The 24,150-nt window shown below is 64.7% G+C and carries 25 protein-coding genes and 1 pseudogene; 11 read left to right on the top strand and 15 right to left on the bottom strand.

Translation table 11 applies throughout. The annotated features are described in order from the left end of the window. Positions 1-46: 46 nt before the first annotated feature. Positions 47-1,579, bottom strand: a complete 1,533-nt coding sequence (locus ACVWWQ_RS00130) for a carbohydrate-binding protein (RefSeq protein ID WP_133950839.1) — start codon at positions 1,577-1,579, stop codon at positions 47-49. Positions 1,580-1,953: 374 nt separating this feature from the next. Here ACVWWQ_RS00130 and ACVWWQ_RS00125 point away from each other — a divergent pair, with 374 nt between their 5' ends. Further along, the gene (locus ACVWWQ_RS00125; RefSeq protein WP_133950841.1) at positions 1,954-2,493 is read left to right on the top strand and encodes a protein-tyrosine phosphatase family protein; all 540 of its coding nucleotides are present in this window, start codon (positions 1,954-1,956) and stop codon (positions 2,491-2,493) included. A gap of 144 nt (positions 2,494-2,637) precedes the next feature. Further along, positions 2,638-3,501, top strand: coding sequence for a DMT family transporter (locus ACVWWQ_RS00120; protein ID WP_133951024.1), 864 nt, complete (start codon positions 2,638-2,640; stop codon positions 3,499-3,501). A gap of 19 nt (positions 3,502-3,520) precedes the next feature. Here ACVWWQ_RS00120 and ACVWWQ_RS00115 read toward each other — a convergent pair whose 3' ends face one another. Together ACVWWQ_RS00115 and ACVWWQ_RS00110 are read right to left on the bottom strand one after the other, a co-directional pair. Beyond that, positions 3,521-4,090, bottom strand: a complete 570-nt coding sequence (locus tag ACVWWQ_RS00115; RefSeq protein WP_208321620.1) for a 2'-5' RNA ligase family protein — start codon at positions 4,088-4,090, stop codon at positions 3,521-3,523. A 217-nt stretch (positions 4,091-4,307) separates the two neighbouring features. Next, entirely contained in the window at positions 4,308-4,574 is a 267-nt protein-coding gene (locus ACVWWQ_RS00110) for a DksA/TraR family C4-type zinc finger protein (RefSeq protein WP_133950845.1), read from the bottom strand. Between the two features lie 205 nt (positions 4,575-4,779). Between ACVWWQ_RS00110 and ACVWWQ_RS00105 the strand changes: the two genes are divergently transcribed. Continuing rightward, positions 4,780-5,196, top strand: a complete 417-nt coding sequence (locus ACVWWQ_RS00105; protein WP_133950847.1) for an OsmC family protein — start codon at positions 4,780-4,782, stop codon at positions 5,194-5,196. A 143-nt stretch (positions 5,197-5,339) separates the two neighbouring features. Here ACVWWQ_RS00105 and ubiM read toward each other — a convergent pair whose 3' ends face one another. The 3 genes from ubiM to ACVWWQ_RS00090 all read right to left on the bottom strand — a co-directional run bounded on the left by ubiM (position 5,340) and on the right by ACVWWQ_RS00090 (position 8,713). Then, the gene (gene ubiM / locus ACVWWQ_RS00100) at positions 5,340-6,563 is read right to left on the bottom strand and encodes a 5-demethoxyubiquinol-8 5-hydroxylase UbiM (RefSeq protein ID WP_133950849.1); all 1,224 of its coding nucleotides are present in this window, start codon (positions 6,561-6,563) and stop codon (positions 5,340-5,342) included. An 85-nt stretch (positions 6,564-6,648) separates the two neighbouring features. Then, positions 6,649-6,888: a hypothetical protein gene (locus ACVWWQ_RS00095; RefSeq protein ID WP_133950851.1), complete on the bottom strand. Its 240-nt coding sequence runs from the start codon at positions 6,886-6,888 to the stop codon at positions 6,649-6,651. A 133-nt stretch (positions 6,889-7,021) separates the two neighbouring features. Beyond that, positions 7,022-8,713 (bottom strand): DUF748 domain-containing protein, encoded by a 1,692-nt coding sequence (locus tag ACVWWQ_RS00090; RefSeq protein WP_133950853.1) that lies wholly within the window; start codon positions 8,711-8,713, stop codon positions 7,022-7,024. A 137-nt stretch (positions 8,714-8,850) separates the two neighbouring features. On the opposite strand from ACVWWQ_RS00090, the gene ACVWWQ_RS00085 reads away from it, so the two are divergent. Beyond that, complete coding sequence (locus ACVWWQ_RS00085) at positions 8,851-9,510, top strand: glutathione S-transferase family protein (RefSeq protein ID WP_133950855.1); 660 nt, start codon at positions 8,851-8,853, stop codon at positions 9,508-9,510. 55 nt (positions 9,511-9,565) lie between these two features. Here ACVWWQ_RS00085 and ACVWWQ_RS00080 read toward each other — a convergent pair whose 3' ends face one another. From ACVWWQ_RS00080 to ACVWWQ_RS00060, 5 genes are all read right to left on the bottom strand, one after another. Then, positions 9,566-10,360, bottom strand: coding sequence for a M23 family metallopeptidase (locus tag ACVWWQ_RS00080; protein WP_133950857.1), 795 nt, complete (start codon positions 10,358-10,360; stop codon positions 9,566-9,568). A 1-nt stretch (position 10,361) separates the two neighbouring features. Then, positions 10,362-11,333, bottom strand: a complete 972-nt coding sequence (locus ACVWWQ_RS00075; protein WP_133951026.1) for a L,D-transpeptidase family protein — start codon at positions 11,331-11,333, stop codon at positions 10,362-10,364. Between the two features lie 99 nt (positions 11,334-11,432). Beyond that, positions 11,433-12,233 carry an alpha/beta hydrolase gene (locus tag ACVWWQ_RS00070; RefSeq protein WP_457383255.1) on the bottom strand — a complete coding sequence of 267 codons (801 nt, stop codon included), beginning with the start codon at positions 12,231-12,233 and terminating at the stop codon, positions 11,433-11,435. 28 nt (positions 12,234-12,261) lie between these two features. Then, positions 12,262-13,641, bottom strand: coding sequence for a D-serine/D-alanine/glycine transporter (gene cycA, locus ACVWWQ_RS00065; protein WP_133950861.1), 1,380 nt, complete (start codon positions 13,639-13,641; stop codon positions 12,262-12,264). 109 nt (positions 13,642-13,750) lie between these two features. Then, on the bottom strand, positions 13,751-13,954 hold the full coding sequence (locus tag ACVWWQ_RS00060; protein ID WP_133950863.1) for a hypothetical protein: 204 nt from the start codon (positions 13,952-13,954) through the stop codon (positions 13,751-13,753). 51 nt (positions 13,955-14,005) lie between these two features. Between ACVWWQ_RS00060 and ACVWWQ_RS00055 the strand changes: the two genes are divergently transcribed. Then, entirely contained in the window at positions 14,006-15,487 is a 1,482-nt protein-coding gene (locus ACVWWQ_RS00055; protein WP_166669764.1) for an FUSC family protein, read from the top strand. A gap of 8 nt (positions 15,488-15,495) precedes the next feature. Here the strand turns inward: ACVWWQ_RS00055 and ACVWWQ_RS00050 are convergent, their stop codons facing one another. Both ACVWWQ_RS00050 and ACVWWQ_RS00045 read right to left on the bottom strand, forming a co-directional pair. Then, complete coding sequence (locus ACVWWQ_RS00050; RefSeq protein WP_099652431.1) at positions 15,496-16,359, bottom strand: YihY/virulence factor BrkB family protein; 864 nt, start codon at positions 16,357-16,359, stop codon at positions 15,496-15,498. A 116-nt stretch (positions 16,360-16,475) separates the two neighbouring features. Next, on the bottom strand, positions 16,476-16,841 hold the full coding sequence (locus ACVWWQ_RS00045) for a YciI family protein (protein WP_099652432.1): 366 nt from the start codon (positions 16,839-16,841) through the stop codon (positions 16,476-16,478). Positions 16,842-17,179: 338 nt separating this feature from the next. Between ACVWWQ_RS00045 and ACVWWQ_RS00040 the strand changes: the two genes are divergently transcribed. Beyond that, a complete protein-coding gene (locus ACVWWQ_RS00040) occupies positions 17,180-18,022 on the top strand; it encodes an SAM-dependent methyltransferase (protein WP_133950868.1) in 843 nt (280 codons plus the stop codon). 4 nt (positions 18,023-18,026) lie between these two features. Here the strand turns inward: ACVWWQ_RS00040 and ACVWWQ_RS00035 are convergent, their stop codons facing one another. Next, positions 18,027-19,235: a serine hydrolase domain-containing protein gene (locus tag ACVWWQ_RS00035; RefSeq protein ID WP_133950870.1), complete on the bottom strand. Its 1,209-nt coding sequence runs from the start codon at positions 19,233-19,235 to the stop codon at positions 18,027-18,029. A gap of 229 nt (positions 19,236-19,464) precedes the next feature. On the opposite strand from ACVWWQ_RS00035, the gene ACVWWQ_RS00030 reads away from it, so the two are divergent. From ACVWWQ_RS00030 to ACVWWQ_RS00015, 4 genes are all read left to right on the top strand, one after another. After that, positions 19,465-20,202 (top strand): class I SAM-dependent methyltransferase, encoded by a 738-nt coding sequence (locus tag ACVWWQ_RS00030; protein WP_133950872.1) that lies wholly within the window; start codon positions 19,465-19,467, stop codon positions 20,200-20,202. Between the two features lie 21 nt (positions 20,203-20,223). Continuing rightward, positions 20,224-22,293 (top strand): GGDEF domain-containing protein, encoded by a 2,070-nt coding sequence (locus ACVWWQ_RS00025; RefSeq protein WP_133950874.1) that lies wholly within the window; start codon positions 20,224-20,226, stop codon positions 22,291-22,293. 130 nt (positions 22,294-22,423) lie between these two features. Further along, complete coding sequence (locus tag ACVWWQ_RS00020) at positions 22,424-22,849, top strand: DUF2178 domain-containing protein (protein ID WP_099652436.1); 426 nt, start codon at positions 22,424-22,426, stop codon at positions 22,847-22,849. Then, positions 22,839-23,066, top strand: coding sequence for a helix-turn-helix transcriptional regulator (locus tag ACVWWQ_RS00015; protein WP_099652437.1), 228 nt, complete (start codon positions 22,839-22,841; stop codon positions 23,064-23,066). Before ACVWWQ_RS00020 ends, ACVWWQ_RS00015 begins: the two co-directional genes overlap by 11 nt. A gap of 162 nt (positions 23,067-23,228) precedes the next feature. Here ACVWWQ_RS00015 and ACVWWQ_RS00010 read toward each other — a convergent pair. Next, positions 23,229-23,501 (bottom strand): annotated as a pseudogene (locus ACVWWQ_RS00010) (phage integrase N-terminal SAM-like domain-containing protein); the annotation flags it as partial. Positions 23,502-23,685: 184 nt separating this feature from the next. Here ACVWWQ_RS00010 and ACVWWQ_RS00005 point away from each other — a divergent pair. Continuing rightward, positions 23,686-24,024, top strand: a complete 339-nt coding sequence (locus tag ACVWWQ_RS00005; protein WP_133950876.1) for a hypothetical protein — start codon at positions 23,686-23,688, stop codon at positions 24,022-24,024. The last annotated feature ends 126 nt before the right edge of the window (positions 24,025-24,150 follow it).

The raw sequence follows: 24,150 nt of genomic DNA, 5'->3' as shown, positions 1-24,150 counted from the left end.
TGGCAGGTCGGCCCCCGGCCGACCCGCCACTTTCCACTGACTCCCCCTACTTGCCCAGATCCTGCAGGAACCGCTTGGTGTACTGCAGCGGCGTGGTCCCGTTGACCGAGTTGCAGATCGGCGAGGCCGTACCGCCGCCGCCCGTACACGGCGTGTCGCGATCCAGTGACCAGAAATGCACGCCGGCCATGCCCTGGTTCACCGCATAATTGACCACGGTATCCACGTCGGAAGCCCGAAACACTTCACTGCTCACGTCATTCACGCCGATCATCGGGGTCAACTCGATGCGACTGGATGGAATGCCGTAGGTGTGCTGCAGGTTCTTGGCCGCCTGTATCGCCGACTGCCCCATGTCGCATTGCCCGTTCGAGACCACGCAGACGCCGGCGCCGGCCGCACCGTAGTCCATCACCATCAGGTTGATGGTGTAGTTCGGCAAGTTGGCCGCCTTCACCGCGCGCACCACCATGTCGCCCACGCCATTCAAGCCACCGTAGCTGCCGTCGGAAGCTGCCAGCGTGGCCAGCGTGAAGGAGAAGCGCAGGTTCGGATACAGCGTGTGCGCATAGGCGGCGTTGGAGATCAGGTTGTTGATCTGCGCCTGGCTCTGGCCACCCTCGATATCGAAGTCCACGCCCACCATGTAGGGCGAGGCATAGCGTGAAAGGAACTGCGCCATGCCAGCCGCTGATCCGCAGGTGAAGCTGCCCGCCTGTCCGCCAGTGGACACCACGTAACTCACTCCGGCGGCGACCAATGGCTGGATGTTGGCACTGACGAAACCGGCCGCCGGAATGCCGCCCCAGCTTTCACTGCCACATTCGCCGGAAGCAAACGCCAGGGTGACCGCGCCGAGATTGGGCAATGCCGTGGACACCAGACTGCCCGCACCCACCAGCGGAATCGGCGTGCCGGTGACCGCGGTCCGCATCACGTTGGTGTTCCAGTTGAGGTTGATGGTTACGTCCTTGTACGGGCTGAACAAGAAGCCCTGGGCGGGAGGATTCGGATTGCCTGGATCTCCCGAACCGCCATCGCCGGGACCACCGGGATCCGTTCCGTCGCAGCTTCCCTGCGCCGTCCACGGTTGGCCCGTGCCGACGGCGCCACTGTGGCTCACCGGGTCATCGCCCTGTGTCCACCAATTGGCCTTGTAGTTCACGCCATTCTCGCTGACCACGCTGCCGCCGCCATAAGCACTTGATGCGTTCCACACCACATCACAACCACCCGAGGCCGGTGGATCCGTGGGTGGATTGGTCGGGGGAGTTCCGCTACCGCAGGCACCCTTCGAGGTCCAGGGCTGGCCTGAGCCGGCAGCGCCACTGCTGGTTGCCGGGTCATTGCCTTGAGTCCACCAGTTCGCCAGGTAGTTATTGCCGTTTTCGCTGGCCACGCTTCCGCCGCCATAGGCAGTGGCCGCATTCCAGGCCGCCGCGCAGGCAGGCGCGGACTGCGCATACGCTGTCTGCCATGGAACTGCCGCAAGCAGAGTTACCGAAAAGCACGTGCCGACGGCACTGCCCAATGCGCTCAAAGCCAAGCCGGACCACACAGCCGATCGTTTCGCAAACATGAGATGTCTCCTGATGGATCTGCATCGCTACGGGTGGGTTGTCGGGACGCACATGGCAACACTCCGGTCAGCCACGGGGTTGGCGAAACCCGCTGGTCCTGTTGCTTCCCTGCTCGGTACCGCTTTTTATGGGTTGACTGTCCTGTAATAGGCGCGAATGACAACGTTGTCTATTGGCCACTGCCTAAAGTGTGACGACTTGCGCGCAATGAACGTGAGCACAAGTTTCACCTTCCAGACCATAGTTGGGCGGCGAGATTGTCCAGGCTTCCAGGTACTCACTTGAAGCAGGATGACAACGTTGTCCGGCAAGTGCGGGAAAATCCTGAGACAGCTTCGGCTATGGTGTTGATGTTCAAACAAGGGCGAATGAAATGATCCGAACGTGGCTGGCGTCATTGGCGTTCGCCGTGCTGGCCAGCGCGGCACTGGCTGGTGCAGCGCCCGAAAACACACTCAAAAGCTTGTCCCACGTGAGCTTTCCCGCCGCAAACAGGATCGCCTCCGGACGCCTGCAGCCGAGCGATGTAACCGTGCTGAGGCAAGCCGGCGTCCGCCAGGTGATCGATCTGAGCGTCGACAGCGAAACACCCAACTTCGACGAAGCCGCCGCGATGCACTCGGCAGGCATCGACTATCACAACCTGCCCATCCACGGCGCCGCCGACTTGTCGCGCGAGAACCTCGCCAAATTCGACCAGCTGCTGCGCGACGCCGGCACGCAAAACACCCTGGTGCATTGCGCCAGCAGCAATCGGGTCGGCGCAATGATCGCCTTGCGCGCCGCCGTGATCGACGGCCAGCCCATGGAGGCCGCCGTGCAGGAAGGTCGCCGCTGGGGCTTGAAGAGCCTGGAACCGGTGGTGCGCGAGCGGCTTGGCGAATGGTCAAAACAAGCGCTGCCCACGCCATAGGTCCCTGGCGTCATCCCGGACAACATGCAGCGGCAGGCTTTGGCCACACCTGCGATACCATGCGCGCCACCCCACTCAGGCGCCGCCCTCCTGGACAACACACCTGCCCCGTCATCCTCCGCGTCGCTGCCGCTGCGCGCCGTGTTGCTGATGCTCGGCAGTGCCAGCCTGTTCGCGCTGATGGCCATTTCCATCCGCTTCGCATCGGCCCAGTTGCACCCCTTCCAGATCACCTTCTTCCGCAGTGCCTTCGGCGCCCTGTTCGCGCTGCCACTGTTGCATGGGCATGGCTGGCAGCTGCTGCGCACACCGCGACTGGGTTTCTATATCCTGCGTTGCGTGATCGGCATGGGCGGCATGCTGGCCGGGTTCTGGGCGATCGTGAACCTGCCGCTGGCCGAGGCCGTGGCCTTGTCCTATTCGTCTCCCTTGTTCGTCACCATCGGCGCGGTGCTGTTTCTCGGCGAGGTGGTGCGCATGCGCCGGTGGAGCGCCGTGATCGCCGGGTTCCTCGGTGTACTGGTGATCGTGCGTCCGGGCAGTGAGGCGTTTGCTGCCGGCAGCCTGGTGGCGCTGTTGGCCGCAGCGCTGACCGGCGCGGTGACGATCAGCATCAAGTCGCTCACCGGCAGCGAGCCGGCCGATCGCATCGTGCTGCTTACCACCCTGCTGTGGATTCCGCTGTCGCTGCCGGCGGCGCTGGCGGTGTGGCAATGGCCGCAGGCGGACATCTGGCCCTGGTTGGCGCTGTCCGGCGCGCTCGGCACCGGTGGGCATTACTGCTGGACGCGTGCATTGCGGCTGGCCGACGCGTCCCTGCTGGCCCCGTTCAGCTACGTGCAGCTGCTGATCGTGGCGATGCTGGCGTGGTGGATTTTCGAGGAAACGGTGGATCGATATACCGCAGCGGGCGCCGCCATCATCATGGCTGCCACCCTTTACATCGCCTGGCGCGAACGGCAACGCCGCACCGTCGTTCCGCTGGCCCGCGCTGAGCCGTCGATCTGACCGAGGGGCCTGCCGGCGATCAGTAAGCGTCCGGAAGATCGGGCAGGTCGGGCATGTTGGCCAACTCGTCCAGCAGGTCGGTCGACGGCTTTTCGAGCGCCTCGGCCAGTTGCCAGCGCCCCACCACCTCGAAGCGCGACTCGCCGAAGAAGCTGCGGATCAACACGAAGTCCGACACGCGCCACTGGATCGGCGCCATGGACTCCTCGATGGCATCGATCGCGTGGCCGTGCAGAAGACTGACGTGTGGCAGGAAACTGGACACGCCGCTGACATGCAAGCCTGCACGCGCCTGCGCCGCCGCGATCGCCTTGCGCAAACCCAGCGTCGCTTCGTTCGTGGGGCCATCCGCACACACCACGAACGGAAACTGGCCATCGCGAGCGGTGAAGCGCATGGCCGCGTCAAGCGTGGCCGTGAATCCTCGCTCGTGCACTTCCGCGCCGGCGGCGAGCAAGGCCTCTTCCAGCGGTCGCCGCAGCTGGTCGGATCGGCCCATCGGACACAGGGTCAGATGCAGGCCTTCGACGCCAACTGCCGTACCACCGATTCGATGGGATTTGCGGAAACGCTCGCAGGCGGCGGCCATGGCCACTCGCGCAGCGGCGTCAGGCAACAACGCGAAGAAATAATTGATGCCCGCCGCAAGCCCGGACGCGTTCGACGGAATGGAAATGACGGTCTCTCCCCTGGGCACGCGGCAGCAAGTCGAACGGATGACGCCCAGCTTATCCAATTGTGGGCGTCAACAGTCCGTCAAGCCGACCGCGGACGCGAGCGCGAGCGCTCGCTCTGCGCCGCCGCCCCTACCGCAGCTGGCTGTCCTTGCTGCCGCGACGGTTGTACAGCCCGGCGCCGCGCTGCGCTTCGTCCTGCGCTTGCTGGCAGGCCACACACAGTCGCACACCGGGCACGGCCTTGCGCCGCGCCTCCGGTATGGGTGCGTCACATTCCTCGCAATGGGTCAGGCCCGGACCCTGCCGCAGTTGCTGCCGCGCCCGCTGCACCGCGTCACTGACGGTGGCGTCAATCTGGTCCTGCACCGCGCCGTCGCCTGCCCAACCGGTTGCCATGGCATCCTCCACAAGACTGAAAGGAGCGAAGCTGTCAGCGCAACTTCGCCCCAGAACCCTGAATATATGCGAGCCGTTCCAGTAACTTGGGTGCGCGGCGGGGCCGTTTCAAGCACCGTTGCCCCCCGGTGCGACTCGTGCGCGCTTCGCCCGCCTTCGCCAACGCTTATCGTCCCCACACACCTTGCTGCAGGAGTTGTTGATCATGAGCATCCCCTCCGTTCATGCCGTCACCGGCCAGACGCCTTATACGGTGACCTTCACCGACGACGCCGGCAATGCATGGCAGGCCGATGAGCCGATCGAGGACGGCGGCGCGAACAACGGGCCGGCACCGCATCGGCTGTTGCTGTCGGCACTCGGCGCCTGCACCGCCATCACCCTGCAGATGTATGCGGCACGCAAACAATGGCCACTGCGCCGGGTCGGCGTGGATCTGCAATTCAATCCCGAGGGCGCACCCGCCAGTGGCAACGACATCACCCGCGTGATCACCCTGCAGGGAGATCTCAGCGACGAACAACGCGCGCGGTTGCTGCAGATCGCCAACGCCTGCCCCATTCACAAGGTGCTGACCGGCGAAGTGCGGATCAACTCGCAGCTCAGCGACACTCCTCGATGAGCTTCCGAGGCAACGCAAAAGAACCGTGCAAACTGCCTCGCCCGGGGAGGCTGCGGCAGCCTGATCTGCTCGGGGTGATGACCTGTCCATGATGGGGCACGTCGATCCGCGCTGAAGCAACCACCACCGTATCTGTCACCGCTTCAGGCTCCTCGCGCCAGGCGCAGGAGCCGCAGTGGCGCCGGAACGCCCATGCCATCGGCGGTCAAACCCGACATCACCATGCGCTTGAACGGACCCAGCCGCGCGCCCGCGCCCAACGCCAGCTTGCGCAAGGCTTTCGCCGGGCGACGATCGTCGGTGTACAGGCCGGCCAGCAGCTGGGTCGCCACATACAACGGTCTGGTGGCCACGCGGTGCTGACGCTGATAACGCTGCAGCGCAATCGGACTGCCAGGCGGCTGACCCGCGGCCTGCGCGGCACGCAACTCGCGCGCCAGCGTGGCCTGCCCCAGCAGGCCGAAATTGAAGCCATGCGCGGTGACCGGATGCATGCCGACGGCGGCATCGCCGATCAGCGCAAAACGTTCGGCCACGAACCGTTTCGCATACACCCCGACCAACGGATAGGCGCAGCGCGGACCGGCGACGCGCATCGCGCCGAGGCGTTGCTGGAAGCGTTCGGCCATGGCCAGCTCCAGGGCCGCATCGTCCAACGCAAGCAGGGTCTTCATCGCCTGCGGCGGAAGGGTCAGCACCACGGACGACGTATGCGAATCGTGCAGTGGCAGCAGGGCCAGCGTCTGGCCGTGGCCGAACCATTCCCACGCCACCTGCTCGTGCGGCAGATCGTGCTGCATGCGCAGCACCAGCATGGTCTTGCCGAAATCGTGCATGCCGGCGGCGATGCCCATCGCACGGCGTGTCTCCGAGAAGCGGCTGTCCGCTGCCACCACCAGTTGCGCGCGCAAGGTCTCGCCGTTAGCCAGTTCCACCTCGGCACCAGCACTGCCGGTGCGCAGCGAACTGACCTGCACGCCGGTGATCCGCTCCACGTCCGGCAGTTCCATCACCTCGGCATAAGCGGCACGTCGAATGGCATGGTTGGACAACAGCCACCCCAGCTGCGGCTTGCCCGCTTCGTCATGACGGAACAGCAACCCGTCGCGGTCATCACCGTCGATCACCTTCGCATCGCGCAAGGTGCCGATTTCGTCTTCCTTCAGGCGCGCCCACAAGCCGAGTTCGCGCAGCAGCCGTTGCGAGTGATGGGTGATCGCGATCTCGCGTCCGTCGTCCGGCGGCGCGATCAGCGCGGCCTCTTGCTGTCGCTCCACCAGCGCGATGCGCAAGCCGCTGCCAGCCAGCGACCGGGCAAAACACAGCCCGGCCGGGCCGGCACCAATGATCACGATATCGAAGGACATGGCCACACTCCGCGAAAGACGTGACTGCACGCTACGGGCAGCCACAGCCCGCTGCGCTGATCGCGGTCAAGAAAGTCGTCACGAGTCAGCCGCTGCAGCCGCCGCAGCAGATCGAAGGCAGCTGCACCACCTGCTCCGGCGCCACCGACCAGCCATGACGGCGGAATACCTCGATCAGGTCGGCGACCGTCGCCGTGGACGATACGCGCATCACCAGGCCGCTCATGTCCAGGTCGACGACGGCCATCGGATCGATATCACACAAGGCGTCCTGCACGATGCCCGCAGCGGGCGATGCGTCGCCCACGGCAATATGGAATTCCATCACGATCCTCGCTTCACGACACCGCCTGGTGCCATGGAGATGATCCTGATTCGACCTGCCCGACGCTGTCTTGACGCCGGTCAAGCCGCGTCGCGAAATTCGCCCGCGGTGTCGGTTGGGATCACCACTGGCGCTACTTGCGCGACTTCAGAACACCCTGCAACAGGCTGTTCAGCGCGTCCTGCCTGGCAGGCGGCCGCGCCTCCGGATGACGCGCGGAACCCTTGTCCAGTGCGCCGCCGATCCCGCTGCCCAGCAGACCGGCCACCGCCGCCGGGTCGACCCTGAAGCTGGGCGCACTGGCGGTGCCGCCGACGCGTACGCCAACGCCATGCCCGGAAGCTCCGCCGAGCAAGCTTCCAAGCAACCTTCCGGCGCCGGAGTTGCCCAGCAAACCGGCGCCTTTGCCGCTGATCGCCGGATCCAGCTTCACCAGCATGCTGAAGTCGAGCTGGCCATTCGCCGCCATGCCGCCCTTGCCCGCAAGGCTGCCAAGGTCGGCAATGTCCGCCGTGACCGGCTCGGCGTGGATGCCGGCCGGCGAGATCTTCAACGTGGCCGCGGCATGCCGGATCACTGTGTCCTGCGGCGCCTTGAGGCCGGCCAGTGACAACACGCCACCCAGTTTCGAACCCAGGCTGAAACCGAGCAGGCGTGCATTGTCCAGGGTGACCGGTCCGCTGATCACCAGCGCGTCCAGCGGACCGATGGCACGCAGATCCAGCCCCAGGCTGCCGCCGCTGAGGCGGGAGTTCCTGGGCAACACCACGCCGAACACCGGCAGCAACGGCTGCAGGTCATCGACCGGCAACTGCTTGCCGCTGAGGCGCAGATCGAGCTGCAGCACCTTGCCGCGATTGTCGAAGCTGCCATTGACGGCCAGCTTCGCGCCCCCGCTACCCAGGGTGCTGTGGTCGATGTTGCCGGCACCGTCGAGCAGCCGGTAACTGGCCTGATAGTCGATGCGCAGCGGCTGTGGCGACGCGGTGCCGGACGCCACCAGCTTGAGCTGGCGCGCATCAATGCCGCCCTTCGAGCTCAATACGCCGTCGACCGAGCTGATCTGCGTGTCGATGTCGAGCACGCCGCCCACACCCTCGGTGCCGGCCATCAGGCCGGCGCCGACCAGATCCAGATCGTGTACGCGCAGATGCGCGTCCACCGGCGTCAGCACCGCGTTGCCCGACGCCCACGGTCCGAGCTTGCCGTCCAGTTGCAGGCTGCCGCCACCGGCGATATCGGCACTCATCGAGAACGGAAACGCCGCGCCAAGGCCGACGTTGTCGGCACTCATGGCCACCTTGCGATAGCTGCGCGCCTCGCCGACGGCACGCTGAAGATCGATGCGGCCATCGGTGATGCGCAAGCTGTCGACGCGGAACGTCGATGGCCGGCTGGCTGGCGTGGCGGGCACGGATGCCGGAGCGGCTGGCGCATGGGCGGCAAAGCTGGCGAAATTCCACCGACCGGCCCGGTCCTGCAACAACCGCACCGTGGGCTGTTGCAGCGTCAGCGACGTCACGTGCAATTGCCGGTGCAACAACAACGGCCACAACCGCACGCCCAGGCGCAGCGAACCGGCGCTGATGAAGGGTTGACTGCCGAAGGCAGGATCGTCGCCGATGCTGACCTGGTCGGCATCAAGCGAACCGGACCATACCGACACGTGCAGCTTGCCCAAGGTCACCTCGCGCCCCACCGCCTGTCCGAGCGTGTTCTGGATCTGCGGCCGAAAGTCATTGGCATCGATCAGCAGCAACCCACCCGCCGCGATCACCACCAGCAGCACTACCAGCACGCACAATCCGGTCAGCAGACGTTTCATGGCAGCAACCCGGTCAGAGCCATCGATAGTCGATACTAGGTCCGCGCGGGCGAAGCGTCGAGCACATCCTGGCTGTGTCGATTCCGTCGCTGCCCGTTCGTCGCCAGGACAGACTCCGTTGGCACAGGTGCCCGACCATGACGCTCAAGCTGTACGCCCATCCCTTCTCGTCCTACTGCCAGAAGGTGCTGATCGCGTTGTACGAGAACGGCACCGCCTTCGAGTGGTGCCTGGTGGCGCCGGACCATCCCGCTGCCGGCGAGGAACTGGCCGCGCTGTGGCCGCTCAAGCGCATGCCCCTGCTGCTCGATGGCGCGCACGCCGTCTTCGAGTCCAGCATCGTCATCGAGTACCTGGATCAACATCATCCCGGGCAGATCCAGCTGATTCCCGCCGATGCCGATGCGGCGCTCGACGCACGCATGCTCGACCGCTTCATCGACAACTACATCCACACGCCGCTGCAGAAGATGGTGTTCGACCGCCTGCGCCCCGAGGCAGACCGCGACAGCTTCGGCATTGGCGAGGCACGCGCAATGCTGGACGCCGCCTATGCCTGGCTGGATCAGCGGATGGCCGGGCATGACTGGGGCGTCGCCGACACCTTCAGCCTGGCCGATTGTGCCGCCGCACCCGCGTTGTTCTATGCCGACTGGGCGCACCCGATTCCTGAATCGCTCGGCCACCTGAACGCGTACCGGCAACGTCTGCTGGCACGACCGTCGTTCGCGCGCGCGGTCGAAGAAGCCCGCCCGTACCGCTCATACTTTCCGTTGGGGGCACCCGACCGTGACTGAGCAGGATCCCGGAACCGGCGATGGCCGCCCATCGGTTGCGAACGGGAGCGGACCGTCAGCGCGGCTGGCCCGGTAAATCCTGCGGCACCGGCGATTGCCCCTCGAACCGACCGTAGGGATTGATCGAGGTGGCATGCCACCACTGCTTTTCCGGTCCCAGGACCTCCACCTCGAAATGCAGGTGGGGCGCGTCGGCACTGGCGTTGCCGGTGCTGCCCACGAAACCGATGGGGTCGCCACGACGCAGGATTTGTCCCTCGGCCAGACCTGGCGCGTAGCTGTCCAGATGCGCGTAGTAATAGACGACCTTGTCGTCCGTATCGAACTCGTACACCGTGAGGCCACCCGGCTTGCTGGTGAACAGCTTGACGACGTGACCGTCGTTCGCCGCGACCACCGGCGTCCCGCGCGCTGCCATGATGTCGATCGCGTCATGCACGCGGCCGCTGCCACGGGCCTGGGTGAAGGTATCGGTCAAGTCGCCGGGCTTGACGCCCACCACCGGAATCCGCAAACCGCTGACGGCGGAGGGCGGCAGGTCAGCCGGGTTCGTCGGTGGAGGTGCGGCGAGGGATGATGCCGGGGGAGCCGGCGCGACCGTTGTTGCCGGCACCGCAGCCTGCCCCGTCGGATCGACCAGTACCGGAGCCGGCGGCATCGGAGCGGACGCCGCCGGAACCGCAGCCACCGGCACCGGCGGCACGGCGACCGGTGCATCCGCCGCGACGGCATGCAAGGCGGCATGCGGGACACCCTGCGCGTCCCTCGCGAGTGACAGTCGACCCGGCAGATAGAGCATGGCCGCGACAGCACAGATGGCACCCAAGACGAACCCGATAACGATCTTCATGTCACTGCTGCAACGTGGCGGTCATGCCCGGCTTCACCGCGCGGGATACCTCCAGCGCACTCCAGTTGGTCAGGCGGATGCAGCCGTGGGATTCGGTCTTGCCTACGTGCGCCGGCTCGGGCGTGCCGTGGATGCCATAGTGGTCCTTCGAAAGGTCGATCCACACCACGCCGACCGGGTTGTTGGGTCCGGCAGGCAGCGTCGCCTTCGTGTCTGTGGCCTTGGCATCCCAGAACAGCTTCGGGTTGTAGTGGAAGACCGGGTGCTTGCCGACGCCATTGATCTTCCAGTCGCCCAGCGGCAAGGGATCATGCTTGCTGCCGGTGGATGCGGGGTATTGCGCCACCACCTTGCCAGCCGCGTCCAGCAGTGACACGGTGGCATCCGATTTATCCACCACCACCTTGGCCACAGCCGGCATCGGCGCGGTGGGCTGCACGCTCGGCACCACCAGTTGTTCACCGGCGCGACCGAAATCCTTGCCCGGATTGAGCTGTTTCAGCAGGGCCGGACTGGCGTGGAATTTCTCGCCCAGCGCCTCGAGCGACGAGGTGTAGCCCAGCGCATCCAGCTTCGCGCGCGCAGCCATGCCGGAAGGCAGTGGCTTGAAAGGGCCGGCGACATCGTCGGCACTCAAGGTGACGGTCACCAGCGCGGCAGCGGTGTCGCTGTCCAGCGCTTTCCAGGTGGCCGCGTCCACGTCACCAGTCACCGGGATGCCCTGACTTTTCTGGAAGCCGGCAAGCGCCTGCCGCATATTGGATCCGTAAGCGGCATCGATCTCGCCCGGTGAAAACCGCGCGCGATCCAGCAGAATCTGGGCGCGCAACACGGCGGCGCCCTTGTCTCCGTGGCTTGCCGGAGTGACCAGCGCCGCGTCATTGACCGTCTCCGGCGCAAGCGCAGTGGGGGCCGAACCCGCGGCTGCCTGCGCACTGGCAGCGACCGTCGCGAAGGCAAGGATCCGGATCATGGTGAGGCTGGTTTTCACATGCTGTCTCCCGTTGGAGGAGCCAGCATGCCCGAGGGTTTGTGAAGAAACCCCGACAGCCATGGCGGTGGATGCCGCGCCCTATTCCGGTGGAAACAATTGCCGGAAAACCGCAGGCGAAGCCTTGATGTAGATGTTGTCGTGATGCAGCTCAGGCCATGCCTGGTACGACCAGTGCAGTCCCTGCGGCGCGGTCGTGTGCAGTGCCGTTTGCATCATCCCGCTCGCGTCGCCGATGTCATCGTCGCTCGCGGTGGCGAAGTACAGAGTCCTTCGCAAGCCCGGCCATGCCTTCAGGCGCGCATCGGCGCCGCGCGCCAGCGCCATGTGGTTCCACCACAGGCTGGGGCTGAGCGCGACATACGTGTCGAACAAGCTGGGTTGCAGCAGGAACGTCTCGACGACGAACAGGCCCGCCAGCGATTCGCCGACGATTGCGGTCTTGCCATTCGTGCGATAGCGCTCGCGCACCTGTGGCATCAACTCGTCCGCGATGAACTCGCGAAACGCGAACGAGCCACCGACATGCGGAGCGATGGCGCGATCACTGGCCACCGTGGTGGGACCGGTCATGTCGCGTCGACGCTCGGTGTTCTCGATGCCCACCACGATCATCGGGCGCATCCGGTTGGCACGAATCGCCGCATCGACATCACGGGCAACATGCGGAAAATCCTCCGCCAACCCGCCGTCGAGCATGTACAGCACCGGGTAGCGCGTCGCCGTCGCCGCCAGGTAATCCGGCGGCGTGTAGACGTTGATGTGGCGTACCTCGCTCAACACCGTCGAGTCGATGGTGAACGTGGCATGCGCCGGCACCTCGGCCGCCACCGCACGAGGCATGCCGGCAATCGCCAGCCAGCCGAAAAGCACCGCGGTCATGCCTCTCGTTATGGTCGTGAGCATCGACTCAGCCCAGACGCGCACGACGCCCCTTCCACGCATAGCCGATACCCAGCAGCACGAACCATACCGGGCTGGCGATCAGCGCTTCGCGGGTGTCGGCCTGCAGGCTGAGCAACACCAGCACGAACATGAAGAACGCCAGGCAGACCCAGCACATGAACACGCCACCGGGCATCTTGTAGATGGATGCTTCATGCAACTGCGGCCGCTTGCGCCTATAGGCAATGTAGGCAAACAGGATCAGCGACCACACGAACATGAACAAGATCGCGGACAAGGTGGTGATCAGGGTGAACGCAGTGATCAGGTCGGGAATCAGGTAGATCAGCGCCGCGCCCAGCAGCAGGCACACGCAGGAGAACAGCAGGCCCAGCGACGGCACCGCCGCGCGCGACAGGCGCGCGAACAGCTTCGGCGCATGCTTCTCCTCGGCCAGGCCGTACAGCATGCGACTGGTGGAGAAGATGCCGCTGTTGGCCGATGACGTGGCCGAGGTCAGCACCACGAAATTGATCAGGCTGGCCGCCGCCGGAATGCCGGCCAGCACGAACAGTTCCACGAACGGGCTCTTGCCCGGTTCCACCAGACGCCACGGCGTGACCATCATGATCGCGACCAGGGCCAGCACGTAGAAGATGATGATGCGGATCGGGATCGAGTTGATCGCCTTGGGCAGGTTGCGCTTCGGATCGGCGGTTTCCGCCGCCGTGGTGCCGACCAGTTCGATGCCGACGAAGGCGAACACCGCGATCTGGAAGCCGGCGAAGAATCCGCTCAGCCCCTTCGGGAAGAAGCCGCCGTCATTCCACAGATTGGCCACCTCGGCCTTGTGTCCGGTCGGCGAGGTGAAGCCCCAGGCAACCAGCGCGAAGCCGGTGGCGATCAGCGCCAGGATCGCGATGATCTTGATCAGCGCAAACCAGAATTCCATCTCGCCGAACAGCTTCACCGTGACCAGGTTGAGACTGAGCAACAGCAGTACGCAAAGCACCGCGGGGATCCACGGCGCCAGCCCGGGAAACCAGAACTGGGTATAGGCGGCGATCGCGATCACGTCGGCGATCGCGGTGATGATCCAGCAGAACCAGTAAGTCCAGCCGCAGAAGAAGCCGGCCCAGGGACCGAGCAGGTCGGTGGAAAAATCGATGAAGGATTTGTACTCGAGGTTGGACAGCAGCAGCTCGCCCATCGCCCGCATCACGAAGAACAGCATCACGCCGATGATCAGGTAGACCAGCAGGATCGACGGCCCGGCCAGGCTGATCGTCTTGCCCGACCCCATGAACAGACCGGTGCCGATGGCGCCGCCGATGGCGATCAGTTGCAGGTGCCGATTGGAGAGACTTCGTCGCAGGTGATCCGGGTGTTCCAGCGTTGCGGTCATGCGGCGGGCCTTGGCAGCGGGAAAGAGGCCAACATACAGAAAAGCACCTCATGCAGCCATGCCGGACAAGCGGCGGTGGCGAACGATGGAGCGCAGGCGAGCCTTCGTCTCAATGCGGCGCAGCGCCATGCAGCCACAGCGCCAGCAAGATGCCCACCACCACCGCGATACCCGCCGCGCGCCAGCTCCAGGCAAACATGCGCTGGCGAAACTGTTCCTTCCGCTGCGGATCGCCCCCAAACGCCTTACGTTCCAGTGATTGCCCGAACAGCAGCACGACCAGCATGACGCCCACCACCAAAATGATATGCACTCATCTTCCCCCGTGTTCGCGCCGCTGTCGGCTCGACTACTCTATGCCCGAATGACGCTCGCCCACGACAACTCCGGCCACCCGCACCTCGGCGACGACGCGGTGGCTCGCGTGTCGACGCTGGCAAGTGCGGGACGCGAGGCGGTCGTGACCATGCTGGCGATGCTGGCCACCCTCGGCTGCACACTGGCGATGACGGCGGAGCCCGGCCCGGCCGTGCTCGCCGTGGTGCTGTGCCTGTCGTTTTCGCGCAGTCACCTCGATCGCGACCTGCGCGGACGACTCGAAGCCGCCGTGGCGCTGCCGATCGTGGGCCTGCTCGCCACGGCCGTGGGCCTGCTGTTGTTGCGAACGCCCTGGCTGGGTGCCGCGGTGTTCGTGGCGGGCATGTTTCTTTCGATATGGCTGCGCCGATTCGGGGCCGCTGCGCGTCGCGCCGGTTCGCTGCTCGCGCTGCCACTGGTGGTGATCCTGACCACGCCGCATGTACCGGCCCGCCATCTCGGCCCGCTGATGGCGGTGCTCATGCCGATCATCGTGGCGCTGCTTGCGCTGGGCTGGGTGGCGCTGTTCCATGCGCTGGGTCGTGGCTTGCACCTGCTGCCGTCCGCGCGTACCGCACGGCCCCACGTTTTCGTGGCACCAGGCCGGCAGAGCGCGCTGCGTCCGGTGGCGAGCACGCGGATGGCGTTGCAGATGGCGGTGGCGCTGGTGCTGTCGTTCGTGATCGGCTACGTGTTCTTCGCCGAGCGCTGGGCGTGGATCGTGCTCACCGCCTTCATCGTCAACAGCGGCAATCGCGGACGGCTGGACGTGGCCTACAAAAGCGTGTTGCGCGTGCTGGGGGCGGCAGCGGGCACCTTGCTGGCGCTGAGCTTCACCGTGCACCTGGGCAGCCACGACCGAGTCACCGTCGCGCTGATTCTCGGCGCCGTCTTCATCGGCATCTGGTTGCGTCCGCTCGGTTATGCCTGGTGGGCGCTGTTCGTCACCCTGGCGCTGGCCCTGTTGCAAGGCTTCGAGGGCAGCTCGTCGGCGCAGATGCTGTGGCCGCGACTGGAGGAGATCGTGATCGGCGCGCTGCTCGGTGTGGCCTCGGCCTGGCTGGTCTATCCGGTGCGCTCAAGGGCCGTGCTGCGGCGGCGTCTGGCCGATATACTGGCGATCCTCGCCGACGCGTTCGATCCGGCCACGCCAGTGCGGCCCCGTAGCGAGATCCTGAGCGCGCTGGCGTCAGTGCAAGAGCTCGCGCCGGCGTTCCGGGCCAGCCGTCTGGTCACGCGCCGGTGGCGTGCGGTGCAACCGGCGGACTGGGTGGACGCATTGACCGCCTGCATCGAGCCGGCGCTCCTGTTGCTCGACCAGGGCATCGCTCACGGCGAGGTGCGCCGAAGCATCGGCCTGGCACGCAAGGCGCTGCGCGAGCCCGAACAGCTGCTGACGGCGCTGCATGAGCTGCATCACAGCCTGCTTCGCAGCACGCAGAAGGTGGCCGCGCCCGACCGGCTTGATGCCGGCCCGCCATTGCCGTGAAAGCGGGCCTATCGTTCCTCGTGTTCCACGGCGTGCCTGGCCGGTTGCGTGCGTTCTCCACGCGCCACCATCAAGGCATGCGTCAGCTCGGCGCCCATCAGCACGATCACCGACGCATAGAAAACCCACGTCAGCAGCACCACCAGCGCACCGGCAGAGCCATAGGCGCCGCCGACATCGCTGTGCGAGATGTACAAACCGATGGCCCATTTGCCGGCAAGGAACAGCAGAGTGGTCAGCGCACCGCCCTGCAAGGCATCGCGCCAGTGGATCCGTGCATCCGGCAGCACGCGATACATCGCACCGAACGCCAGCACGAAGACCACCGCCGACAGCACGTATTCGATGATCGCCCATGCGCGCGTGTCGCCGGGTACCACCAACTGCACGATCGCCGACAGCACGAAGGTCACGATCATCATGAAACCGATGCCACCCAGCAGCGCTAGCCCGCGTGCCCGCGCGCGCAGCCACGCACCGATCGCGATGCCAGGCTGGGATTCGACCCGCCAGACCCGGTTGAGCGCCCCCTGCAACTGGGCAAACACCGCCGAAGCACCAAACAAAGTCACGCCGATGCCGACCATGCCCGCGATGTTTCCGCCGTGCGGATGCTCACGCGCGCTCGCCACCACCGCCTGGATGGCCTCGGATGCCCGGGTGCCGATCATGCCGGTCAACATCTCGGCCAGTTGCTGCTGGCCGTCGCTGTGCAGGATCGACAGCATCCACACCAACAAGATCAGTACCGGTGCGAACGACACTGACGAATAGAACGCCAGCGCCGCCGCACGCGTCATCAATTCGTCGTCGCCGAACGCGGAAAACGCCGACGTCACGGTGCGTTTGACCAGGGCGACTATCGATTTCATGGGCCATCGTCCGGGAACGGGGCGGTCAGTGAATCATTCCGGGAGTGAAAGCCACCTCATCATGACGGCGCATGCCATGCCGCGATCAGCCGCAACGCGCGGTGGCCGGCGGCCGGTCAGCCACAGGTTCCATCGGGATGGCGCACGATCTCGCGCAACTCGCACTCGATGTCCCAGCCCGGGCCATGCACGTCGAGGAAGCGCCGGGAGGCGGCAAGCGCCTCACGCATCGATGGCGCCTCGAGCACCGCGTAACCACCGATCACCTCCTTGGTTTCGGTGAACGGGCCGTCGGTCTGGCTGATCTTTCCGTCGCGCAAGCGCAAGCGCTTTCCCGCCGAGGTCGGCATCAGCCCCGCGGTGTCGAGCAGTACGCCGGCCGTCATCATTTCCTCCATCAACTTGCCCATGTCGCTCATCAGCCGTTCGTCCGGCTGCTTGCCGCTGTTTTCATTGATTCGGATCATCGAGAGAAACTGCATCGTTGTGGCTCCGGCAAGTTCGGGTGAATGGGCCATGTCAGCCCGCATCGCAGCCACTTCTGTCGCTGCCTGTCAGGCAACGAACGGAGATCCCGCAAATCGACACGACGCGCAAACCTTTCGTCATCCCGGTGGCGCAGGTCGCCCCGGAGACTCACGGCAGGAAGCCCGTGTCGCCCCACAACACCTGCGCCAGGCTTGCCGGGCCGTGCCCGCGCATCGCGCGGTCGCCTGGTTCCGATCCGAACCCGACCCATCACCTCACCCGCGCCAGTCGGTTACGATGCCAGCCTTTCGCCGCCTGGCGGCCCCTGCACAGTCCCCGGAGATCATCCTTCGTGTCGCACTACACCGGCCCCCTGCTCACCCGTCCGCTTGCCGAGACGTTGCTGGCTGCCCGCGATGCCGGCGATGGCGCCTGGCGCGGTTCGCTGGATCTGGGCAGGTCGGAAGGGACCGCCGCGCTGTCGCCCGATGCGTGGGAGTGGCTGGGCCAGCGCTATCCCTATCCAGAAAAACTGAAGGACCGCACCCTCTACTACTGGGATGGTGATGAATTTGCGCCGGTCGCCCGTTACTCCGGCTCGCTGATCAAGCTGGTACCCACTGAATGGGGCGCGCCCACGTTCGAGATCGACGGCATCAAGATGCTGCCGACTTCGAAGGAGTCACCGTTCGAGGATGCCCGGCGCAAGGTGGCGTTGATCGAACCGCGCGGAAAGAGCGTGCTGGACACCTGTGGCGGCTTGGGCTACTTCGCGGCGTGCTGTCTGGAAGCGGACGTGGCGCACATCCAGTCGTTCGAGAAAAATGCCGACGTGCTGTGGTTGCGCACGCTCAATCCGTGGTCACCCGATCCCGCGGCGCCAGCCAACGGCGGTCGCCTGCAACTGGCCCATGCCGATGTGGCGCAGGCGATCCTGCAGGTCGCGGACGGCTCGGTGGACGCCGTGCTGCACGATCCACCGCGCTTCGGCATTGCCGGCGAACTCTACTCGCAGGTGTTCTATGGCCAGCTCGCGCGAGTGTTGCGTCGCGGTGGCCGCCTGTTCCACTACACCGGCAGCCCGAACAAGCTGACCAGCGGTCGCGATGTGCCACGCGAAGTCGAGAAGCGGCTGGAGAAGGCCGGCTTCAAGGCCCAGCTCGCACTGGATGGCGTGCTGGCGACCCGACGCTGACGCGTCACTTGCTGGCCGTCGCGGCAGCCGGCTCCGCATCCACCGCGCGCTGGATCGCTTCGACGAACGCCCGGCGCGATGCCACCAGTGCCTTCGAGGTCGCGTCCGGCCAGGCGCCGACCTGCACGATCACCAGTTGCCGCGCCGGATCGACATACACCATCTGGCCGAAGATCCCGATCGCGGCATAGCTGCCGTCCGCATCGGTCCACCACAGATAGCCGTAGCCGTGGCCCGGACTGGCCACATCCTGCTGCTTGCGCATGGCGCCATGCATCCACGCCTCGGCGATCACCGGCTGGCCGTCGATTTTTCCGCCATCGAGCATGAACTGGCCGATCCGCGCGTAGTCGGCGAGCGTGGCGGACAGACCGCTGCCACCGGTATCACTGCCATCGCATTCGTCCTTCAGCCAGTACCCGTCGGACGCCATGCCGTACGGCTTCCAGATCGTCTGCGAGAGGTAATCTGCCAGCGATGTTTTCGTCGCACGCTGCACCAGGATGCCGAGCAGGTCGGTTTCGGCGGTGTTGTAGTTCCAGTGCGTGCCGGCCGGAAATTCGCGCGGCAGCCTGGCCAGATACGAGATCACATGCGGCTGGCCGTTCTCGCAGGCACTGCGGTACATCTGCGCCACGTCGGACTTCGGATCGGCGTAATCCTCGTTCCAGCGCACGCCGGAGGTCATCGTCAGCAGTTGTTCCACCGTGACCTTGGCGTAGGCGGTGTCGCGCAGCTGCGGAATATAGGTGTCCAGCGTGTCATCCATGCTGTGGATGTCGCCGCGGCGCAGCGCGATGCCGAGCAAGGTCGAGGTAACCGACTTGGCCACCGAGAACGAGGTCCAGCGCTTGTCGGCATCGAAACCCGGCGCATACCGCTGCAACCGGATGCGGCCATGCTGCAACACCATCACGCCAGCCAGGTGATGCGCGGCCATGTAACCGGCCACTGTGGTCGCGTCATCCCACTTCAGTGCCAACGCCCCACCCTGCGGCAAGGCGTGCACATGGCTGCCATGCGCCACGCGGTCGGCGGGAAATATTTCGTACATGCGCGAGAAACGCGCGGTGTGCTCGGCCTGGCTCCAGAACAACACGTCTTCGCGCTGCTGACCCACGCTCGGCGTGTCCCTGGCCAGCAGCAACAGCGGCAGCGATGCGCCCAGAACCAGCAGGCCAGTCAACAGACAACGACGAATCAGCGAGAACATGGTTTTTTCCGAAGGCAATGCGCAGCGTGCGAGACAGCATCGGCAGCGCGAAACAGGGAAGCCGGCCGAACACCAACGCTCATGTTGGCCGGAGACCCATTGTAGTGGTTCCGGACGAGCAGACGTCCGCACCCGACCGCCCACCGATCGCCGCATGACACGCGTCACTATCTTCGGCGCGACAAAGGCCAAAGAATGGCTTGCCGAACCTGCCGCCATCGGAGCCTGCATGAATATTCCATCCCGCAAGGGACGCTACGGCATGGATGCACCTTATGTGCCCGCGCTGATGGCCGTTGGACTGCTGGCCTGCGTCGGCATGATCGTGTTCTCGCCGTTCCGTGGCTGGTGGTTCAGCGCCACCATCCTCCTGATGATTCTGGCCCTGTATCTGCACACCACGTTGCGCGGCAAGTTCGCGGTGTGGCATGAGGTACTCGACGCGCAGCACTGGCGCGGGGACGAACGCCTTCTGGACCTGGGTTGCGGGCGCGGCGCCGTGCTGCTGATGGCCGCCGTCCGGCTGCCTCGCGGTGAAGCCGTGGGCATCGATATCTGGAGCAACAAGGATCAGTCGGGGAACGCGCTGGCAGTGACCGCACGCAACGCGGAGGTCGAGGGCGTCGCCGATCGCGTGGCATTGAAAACCGCCGACATGTGCAAACTTCCGTTTGCCGACGCCAGCTTCGACATCGTGATTTCCAGCTTGGCGATCCACAACATCAGCGACCGTCGCGAGCGCGAACGCGCACTTGCGGAGGCATGGCGAGTGCTCCGCCCCGGCGGACAACTGCTGATTGCCGACATCTCCAAAGGCCGTCAGTACCAGAAGCATCTGGCCGGGCTCGGCATTCGCACCGAACGTCGTTCGCTGGGCTGGCGCATGTGGTGGGGCGGCCCCTGGGTGCCGACCATCCTGCTGTCCGCGAGCAAGCCGGGCATGTCGGAACGGACTCAAGATTCCTGACAATGCGCCGATAAGTGCTGCATGAAAATCGCCCTGACATGGTTGTGCCTGAGCTTGCTGTGCGTGATGGAACCCAGTTTGGCGCGCACTCCCGAAACCGTGACCGAGGTCCTGCGTGACCTGCAGGATCAGGGCTATCAAAGCACGCCTGCCGCAATGCACCGGCTGCGACAGGCCAGTGACGTTCCAGGCCCGTCCGCGCCCTTGGCCGATCGGCTGCGTTACCAGCGGGCGCTGCTCAAGCTGGCCATGGAAGGCAGCCAGATAGAACAGATTCGCTCGAGCCTGATCACCATGGACCACATGGGAAAGCAGGATGCCTGCCTGCCCTGCCGGTTCTATGCGTTGCTCGCGCAAGGGCGGCTTGCGCTGAACGACATCTCCGCTCCGGCGGCACGCCCCTATTTCGACCGGGCCGCCGCCTTGCTGCCCGATATCGAGGATCCGATCGGCAAAGAGCTTCTCTATGCGTTGCTGGGCAACAACCAGGCTCAGGATCGCAAGCTGAACACGGGCATCGAATACACGATGCAGGCGCTGAAACTTGCCGAGGAACGTGGTGACGCCGCGGCCGCCGTGGGTCTGCAAAGCGCCCTGGTCTGGATGAATGCCGATCTGGGCGACCTGACCCGTGCCAGCACACTGGGGGAGGAAGCCTATGCGCGGGCCGCGGCCATGAATTTCCGGCCCGTCATGGCCCAGGTCAGCCTGGATCTGGGGCACATCTATTCGCTGGCCGGTGACCGCACGCGACAGCGGATGGCGATAGAGCGCTCATTGGCACTCTCCCGCGACGACCCGGACCTGCTCACCCTGCACGTGCTCAGCCTGAACAACCTGTCCGACCTCTATCTGTCGGAACCCGGGCAGGAAGGGCGCGTGCTCGACTACGCACGTCAGGCAGAGCAACTGGCTCGCGACAACGGGCTGGACATACAGCGCGCTGCGCCATTGACCAATATCGGCCTCGCGCTGGCGCGTCTGGGCAAGGTTGACGAAGGCATTGCCGATATCCGCCAGGCGATTGCCATTTCGCAGCGCCGCGGGCAGAAGGAATACATCGTCGGCATCACCCGGGAACTGGTCGGCGTGCTGGAGCGGGCAGATCGCTACCGCGAGGCGCTGGCCGAACTGCGCAAGGCCGACACACTGGAAAGTGACCTGACCCGGCAACAGCGGCAAAAAGCCGTTCTGGAGCTTCAGGAAAAATACGCCGCCGAACGACAGGCTCAGCAAATTGCCCAGCTTTCCGCCCAGAACGCGCTCAAGCAGGCGGAACTGGCGGCAGAGTCCTGGCGCAATCGATTGTGGGCAGCCTTGGCCTTGATGCTGGCAATCGGCTCCACCGTATTGATGCGATCGATTCGCCGCACGCGCCAGGCCAATCGCTCGCTGGCCGTCGCCAACGCGTCACTGGCCGAACAATCAACGACCGATCCGCTTACCGGTGTAGCCAATCGGCGCCACGTACAGCAGTTGCTCCAGCGCCTGCAACAACCACCTCGACGCCGACGCTCGAACTCCGGAGAACACGAACACAGCTGCATCAGCCTGCTGTTGCTGGACCTGGACTTTTTCAAGCAGATCAACGACGGCCAGGGCCATGCCAGTGGCGACGCCGTGCTGGTGACGGTCGCGCAACGCCTGTGCCATTTGCTGCGACAGGACGACACCGTTGCGCGTTGGGGCGGCGAAGAGTTCGTGCTGGTATTGCCGCACACGCCGGCCAGTGCGTTGCCCGCCCTGGCGCGCAACGTGCTCGACGCGATTGCAGGCACGCCCATACCGACAGGCGACCGTGATATCCAGGTAACGGCATCGCTGGGCGCAGTCAGCTTTCCCATGTTTCCAAACCAGGATTGGGAAGCCGCCCTTGCCGTCGCCGACCTGGCCCTCTATCAGGCGAAATCCGGCGGCCGTAATCGTGCGATCTGCCTGACCCGGGTACACCCGCACGCCGACATCCGGCAGTTGAAGATTGACCTGATGAAATCGCAGCAGGCCGGAGACATCGAGCTGACCGTGGTGCACGGTCCCACCGTGACAAACCCCGCAACCGGCACTGCACCCCACCAAACTGCCGCGCTGTAACAGCCATACCCAACGGCCGCGCACTCCGTCTGCGCCGTCTTTATGCCGTCCTGTGTCTAGGAAAAAACTATTGACATGATGTTTGTAATAATTGACATTGCGTCTACCATTACTAACTCAAGGTCATGCCATGTCACCTCTCGAGAAGCGCGCCTGGCTCACGCTTTGGAGCATGTGTCCGGTTTATGTCATCTACTTCATCTTGCGCATCGGGTTTCCCGATTTCATGGCGTCCCTGCTGGAACGCTTCGGCCTGCTTGCGCTGATCGCCAGCCTGCACGCGGCGGGCTATATCGCCGGACTGCTGGTGATGAAGCACCGGGAAGCCGGCGAAAGCCTGCTTGAGGATGAGCGCGACCATGCCATCGACCGCTACGCGTCGCGCATTGGTTACTTCATCCTGCTGACAGGTCTCATCGTGGTCGGCATGGTCATGCCGTTCAACAAGAGTGGCTGGGAACTGGTCAATGCGGCGCTGTTCTTCATCGTGCTGACCGAAACCGTCCGCAACGTGCTGATCGTGCGCGGCTACCGGCAGCCACGTCATGCCCACTGAGCCGATCGCCAACGACGTCAAGCTGCTGCGTTTCCTGGCGCAGGAAATGACCCAGGCCGAACTAGGCAAGCGCGTGGGCCTGACCCGCCAGACCATCGCCGCGATCGAGCAAGGTGGCTACTCGCCCTCGCTCGACGCCGCCTTCCGCATCGCCCATGTGTTCGGCAAGCGCGTCGACGAGGTATTTCACTGGCAGCCGGATGGCGACAGGGGCTGATCGAATGCAAAACACCAGGCAACTGTTCGCCTTCGCCAGCGCAATTGACCAGCTTCGTGCGCAGGACTTCCGAAGCTCGGCGGTGGCGCCACCCGGCAGAATCGAAGGACAGTGATCGGCCAGTGGCTGACGTTCGAAAATGCACTCTGGCCGGGGTTTCCGCAACGCCGAAAGCGCCTGATTCTGTGTTGATACCGACACATTGCCCTGCACCGCCAGCGACGTCAGGAAACCCTCGACCTCCAACGTACCCAGATCAGCAGGATGGCGCTTGTCATTGAAGAGAATGAACCGCCGTATCCAGCCGACGTACGCTTCCTCGCTGCGCCTGGCCATGCCCAGTCGCCGCATGCGATGACGCACCTGATCCAGCAACTTCGGCGGCGCCTTGCCGCTCGCCAACCCGCCTTTCCCCGCCGCCCGAAAGAATGCCATCATCTTCTCCAGTCCCTGGATTTCAACATGGCGAGATTAGATGGCGTGATTAGGCTGCAGCAACGACCCCAAGTCGTTGATTTATGTAGACCAAAGACGCGCCACAAAAAGTTGACCGCCGGGGATAGGCTGCAGGATTACACTGCACTTTGAAATCTACATAGCGTTAGGCCCGCATGTGCAGATGAGCTCTATAGTCCCAGCTATTTTCCTTCTCGCTTTGGCGGCAATTCTGCCGTTGTATGTGATGTACTTCATTTCGCTTCATCGCTTCGGAAAGGTATTCAGGCAATTTCATCCTGGGCTTTACGAGAAATTGCTCGCGGCCGGGCGGCCTTCGCTGTCTCCAGTCAACGGTAACTATCGGGCCTTCCAAGCTATCCAAGCTGGCAAAATTTCAGCTCAAGCATTGGACCCTCTTGTGCTTTCTTCGTACCGAATCGCACGCAAAAGACTGCTGCTCGGCCTTTCGTGCTTCATGGTTTTGTTGTTTTCCGGTCTTGCTATAAGCCTCAACAAATAGGCTGTAAGGTAGGGCCTAACCACTCATCCAAGCGGACGGGACAGTTCCTACGCTTTAGTGGACACCCTGAACTACCACTTCAGGAGTCCACACCATGCCGAATCCAGGCCCACGAACGACCTATCG

It is taken from the genome of Rhodanobacter sp. TND4EL1 (assembly GCF_054061035.1).
The sequence above is the reverse complement of the archived record's forward strand: the minus strand, read 5'-3'. Positions and strand labels throughout refer to the sequence as shown.